The following is a 3329-nucleotide window of genomic DNA, read 5'->3' on the forward strand; positions in this document are numbered from 1 at the left end:
ACGACTTCCCCCAGCAGCTCGCCGAGCTGCTCCGCTTCCTCGACGACGACTTCCCCGACGGCCACCCCTACGCCCGCATCCACGCGGTGCCGGGCCCGGTGCAGGCGACCTCGCCGGGCGGGGTGCAGTCGTCGCACCGCCCGCCGGTGTGGCTGCTGGGATCCTCCGGGTTCTCCGCGCGGCTGGCCGGCGCGCTCGGGCTGCCGTTCGCCTTCGCCCACCACTTCTCGGCGCAGAACACCGTCCCGGCGCTGGACCTGTACCGGGAGTCGTTCCGGCCGTCGGCGGTGCTGGACGAGCCGTACGCGCTGATCGGGGTCGCGGCGCTGGCCGCGGACGAGGAGGCCGAGGCCCGGCGCCAGGTCCGCGCGGCGGCGCTGAACATGCTCCGCCTCCGCTCCGGGCGCCCCGGGCTCGTCCCCACGCCGGAGGAGGCGGAGGCGTACCCCTGGACCGAGGCGGAGTCGCTCTTCGTGGAATCCTGGAACGAGAACGTCGTGCACGGCACGGGGCAGCAGGTCCGGGAGGGGCTGGACGCGCTCCAGAAGCGCACCGGGGCCGACGAGCTGATGCTCACGGCCAACGCCCACGGCCCCGAGGTCCGCGTCCGCTCCTACGAACTCATCGCCGACGCGTACGGCCTCCCCGGCGCCTCCTCCTGACCCGCCCGGCGTACCTGACCCGCCCGGCGTACCCGACCGGCCTGCCGTACCCGGCCCGTGCCGTCCGTGCGGTCCAGGTTCTCCCGCCGGCCGAGGGGCGCACGCCCGCGCGCCGGGGCGGGGAAGCCGGGGCCAAAGGCGGGGGTTGCGGGGGGCGGGACAATGGATGGCGGTGGACGAGAACGCACGCGAGGAAACGGAGAACCGCATGGCGGAGCACACGCCGCGACAGCACACCCCGCGGCTACGCCCCGCGCCCCTGCTCTTCGAGCCGGCGGCCGCGGCCGCCGACCCGGAGCACTTCTTCGATCTCGAGTCGATCGAGGACCCCCGGGCGCTGCTCTCCCGGGCGACGGAACTCACCCTCGCCTTCCGCGCGGCCGCCGACCGCGCGGTCGAGTACCAGGCGATGGCCGCCGCCCAGCTCGCCGACCCCCGCCGCTTCGACCGGCTCTCCACCGCCGACATCGCGGCCCGCGCGGACTGGACCGAGGACTACGCGCTGAAGATGGTCGAATTCGGCCGTGACCTGCTCCGCGGCGTCGAGGACGCCCCCGGCCCGGCCGGTCACCGCGGCTCCGCCGGGCCCTCCTGAATATCGATTTCTCGTCACGCGGATCGGGTGCTAATGTCTACGACGTCAGCAGGCGCCGCTAGCTCAGTTGGTTAGAGCAGCTGACTCTTAATCAGCGGGTCCGGGGTTCGAGTCCCTGGCGGCGCACCGACACCGGAGGCCCGGTTCACGGAAACGTGGACCGGGCCTCCGGCGTTTCCGGTGTTCCCCGGCGCTCCGGCTCCGGGGAAGCCTCCCCGGCCGGCGTCGGCGTGATCTGCACCGTCCACGCCCCCGACGCCGTCCGCCCCTCCACCCGTACCCGCACGCCCTCCTCCGTCACGGTGAAGGTCTCCCCGGCGGCCACCGGCGCGTCGGCGAGCGGCGGGTACACCGACCTGTCGTGGCAGGCCGAGGTCCCGGGATGGGAGTCCACCACCTCCACCGGGCCCTTCCCGGAGTCGGTGCCGCCGTTCACCCGGTACACCAGCACGCCTTCCGCGCACGTCGTGGCGTCGTTGCCGACGGGGCCGCGCGCCTCGAAGGCCAGCACGCTGTCCGGCCCGGTCCGCACCACCGCCAGCTTGGTGCCGCCGCCCAGGCCGAAGTACGGAACGGCGGCGCCGGTCCCGGACGTCGCGAAGGCGTCCGCGCCGAACGCGCCCGCCTCGTGCGGGCGCCGTCCCGGCAGCCGGTTCTCCGGCCCGGGGGCGGCCTCCGCCGGGTCCGGCGCGCCGGGGCCCGTGCCGCCCACCCCCAGCGGCTCCAGGGTGAGCCGGGTGGAGCCCTGGACACAGCTGATCTGGTCCGGTTCGAGCCAGCCCAGCTTCCACTTGTGCCAGCCGAGCAGGTCCGGCGCGAGACCGAACTGGCTGCCCATGAGGTCCCAGTCGCCCACATGGGTGTCCCAGTCGCCCTTGCCGTCCACCGGCCGGTGGTACAGGTCGGGCAGGTCCAGCACGTGACCGGTCTCGTGGGCCAGCACCAGCCGGTCCGGGGGGTGCTTCTCGAAGACGGTGACGACCCGTCGCAGGTCCGTGCCGTCGGCCCGCAGCGGGGTGGAGAGGTTGACGACCTTCGTGGCGTCCGCGTTCACGCCCGGCGCGTCCGGGTCGGCGACCAGGTACACGATGTCGAACCGCGAGAAGTCCACCACCGGGTCGGCGACGGAGAGCGCGTCACGCAGGTAGGCGGCGCGCCGGGAGGCGCTCCAGTCGCGCTCCATGGCGTACTCCGTGGAGGCCTGCGGCATGCGCAGCCAGGTGCGCTCCGGGTGCGGGCGGACCGTGAAGCGGCCGTAGGAGGCCCGCTCGAAGTACCGGCTGGTGAGCGGAAAATGGTCGGCCACCAACTCCCCGGGAGTGGTGAGCGGGTCCGAGTCTGGGAAGGAAAGAAACACCATCACCGCGTCGAGGGGCCGTGTGGGGCGGGGGTAATGGGCGTTCCAGGTGTCCAGCCCCTCGGAGTGGTGGGCCGAGGTGCGCTCCAGCGCACAGGGTTCCAGGCCGGTTCCTGCGGCGGAGGGGTGGGCGACGATGGATGTGGCGGCGAGGGCGGACAGGGTGGTGGTCACGGCCGCCGTGGTCCGCATGCCCGGACGACGGCGGGACCCCTTGAGGAAGGGGAGTGGACACGGCACGTCTACCTCCGGGCGCGATTTCCGGGACACCGCACCCAGACTGTGTGATGGTGTTCAGAGATGCCCTGTTCGTCTGACCCGGAAGGGTGAGCGGCGACCTGCGCACACCGGCGGCCCGGCCGGGACTCGAACGGAGCTTCGGTCACGGAACGTCACAACTGATCGGCCGATGAAGCGACGTGTCCATCTGTGGACACAAGCGATCTGTCGCTGGGGTGGTTTGCCCCGGTGCGGAAATGAACGGCTGGAAGGGCCTGAGGGCTGCCTCTATGATCGGCACACTTTCCAGACTCTTCCTGACCCGGACTACCCATACGAAGATCGAGTGCACTGCGGGAGCAAGCGGTGAGCGGAACGTCCGAAGGTCCGGCTCCGGCTCCGGATCGCCAGGGCCAGGACGTCACGGAGCGTGGCGCCGGGCCCTCGCCCGCGGCGGACGGGGAGGCGCTGCCGGCGCTCGCCCCCGCCTACCGGT

The 3329-nt window shown here is 73.0% G+C and carries 3 protein-coding genes and 1 tRNA gene; 3 read left to right on the forward strand and 1 reads right to left on the reverse strand.

Features of this window, described 5'->3' with window-relative positions; genetic code table 11:
* The 3 genes from HW445_RS23530 to HW445_RS23540 all read left to right on the forward strand — a co-directional run.
* Nucleotides 1-662, forward strand: a 662-nt coding sequence (locus tag HW445_RS23530; RefSeq protein ID WP_180222950.1) for an MsnO8 family LLM class oxidoreductase, incomplete at its 5' end; no start/stop codon positions are given.
* A gap of 208 nt (nt 663-870) precedes the next feature.
* Nucleotides 871-1257: a hypothetical protein gene (locus HW445_RS23535; RefSeq protein ID WP_180222952.1), complete on the forward strand. Its 387-nt coding sequence runs from the start codon at nt 871-873 to the stop codon at nt 1255-1257.
* Between the two features lie 52 nt (nt 1258-1309).
* Nucleotides 1310-1383: transfer RNA gene (locus tag HW445_RS23540), tRNA-Lys, on the forward strand.
* Nucleotides 1384-1402: 19 nt separating this feature from the next.
* On the opposite strand, the gene HW445_RS23545 is transcribed toward HW445_RS23540, so the two are convergent.
* Complete coding sequence (locus tag HW445_RS23545) at nt 1403-2884, reverse strand: M6 family metalloprotease domain-containing protein (protein ID WP_308799753.1); 1482 nt, start codon at nt 2882-2884, stop codon at nt 1403-1405.
* Between the last annotated feature and the right edge of the window lie 445 nt (nt 2885-3329).

Origin of the sequence: Streptomyces sp. UH6, assembly GCF_013421635.1 — a bacterium.
Lineage (GTDB): Bacteria > Actinomycetota > Actinomycetes > Streptomycetales > Streptomycetaceae > Streptomyces > Streptomyces abyssomicinicus.

Coding starts and splice junctions, on each gene's coding strand:
- HW445_RS23535 (WP_180222952.1), top strand. CDS start 871: ATGGCGGAGCACACGCCGCGACAGCACACCCCGCGGCTACGCCCCGCG.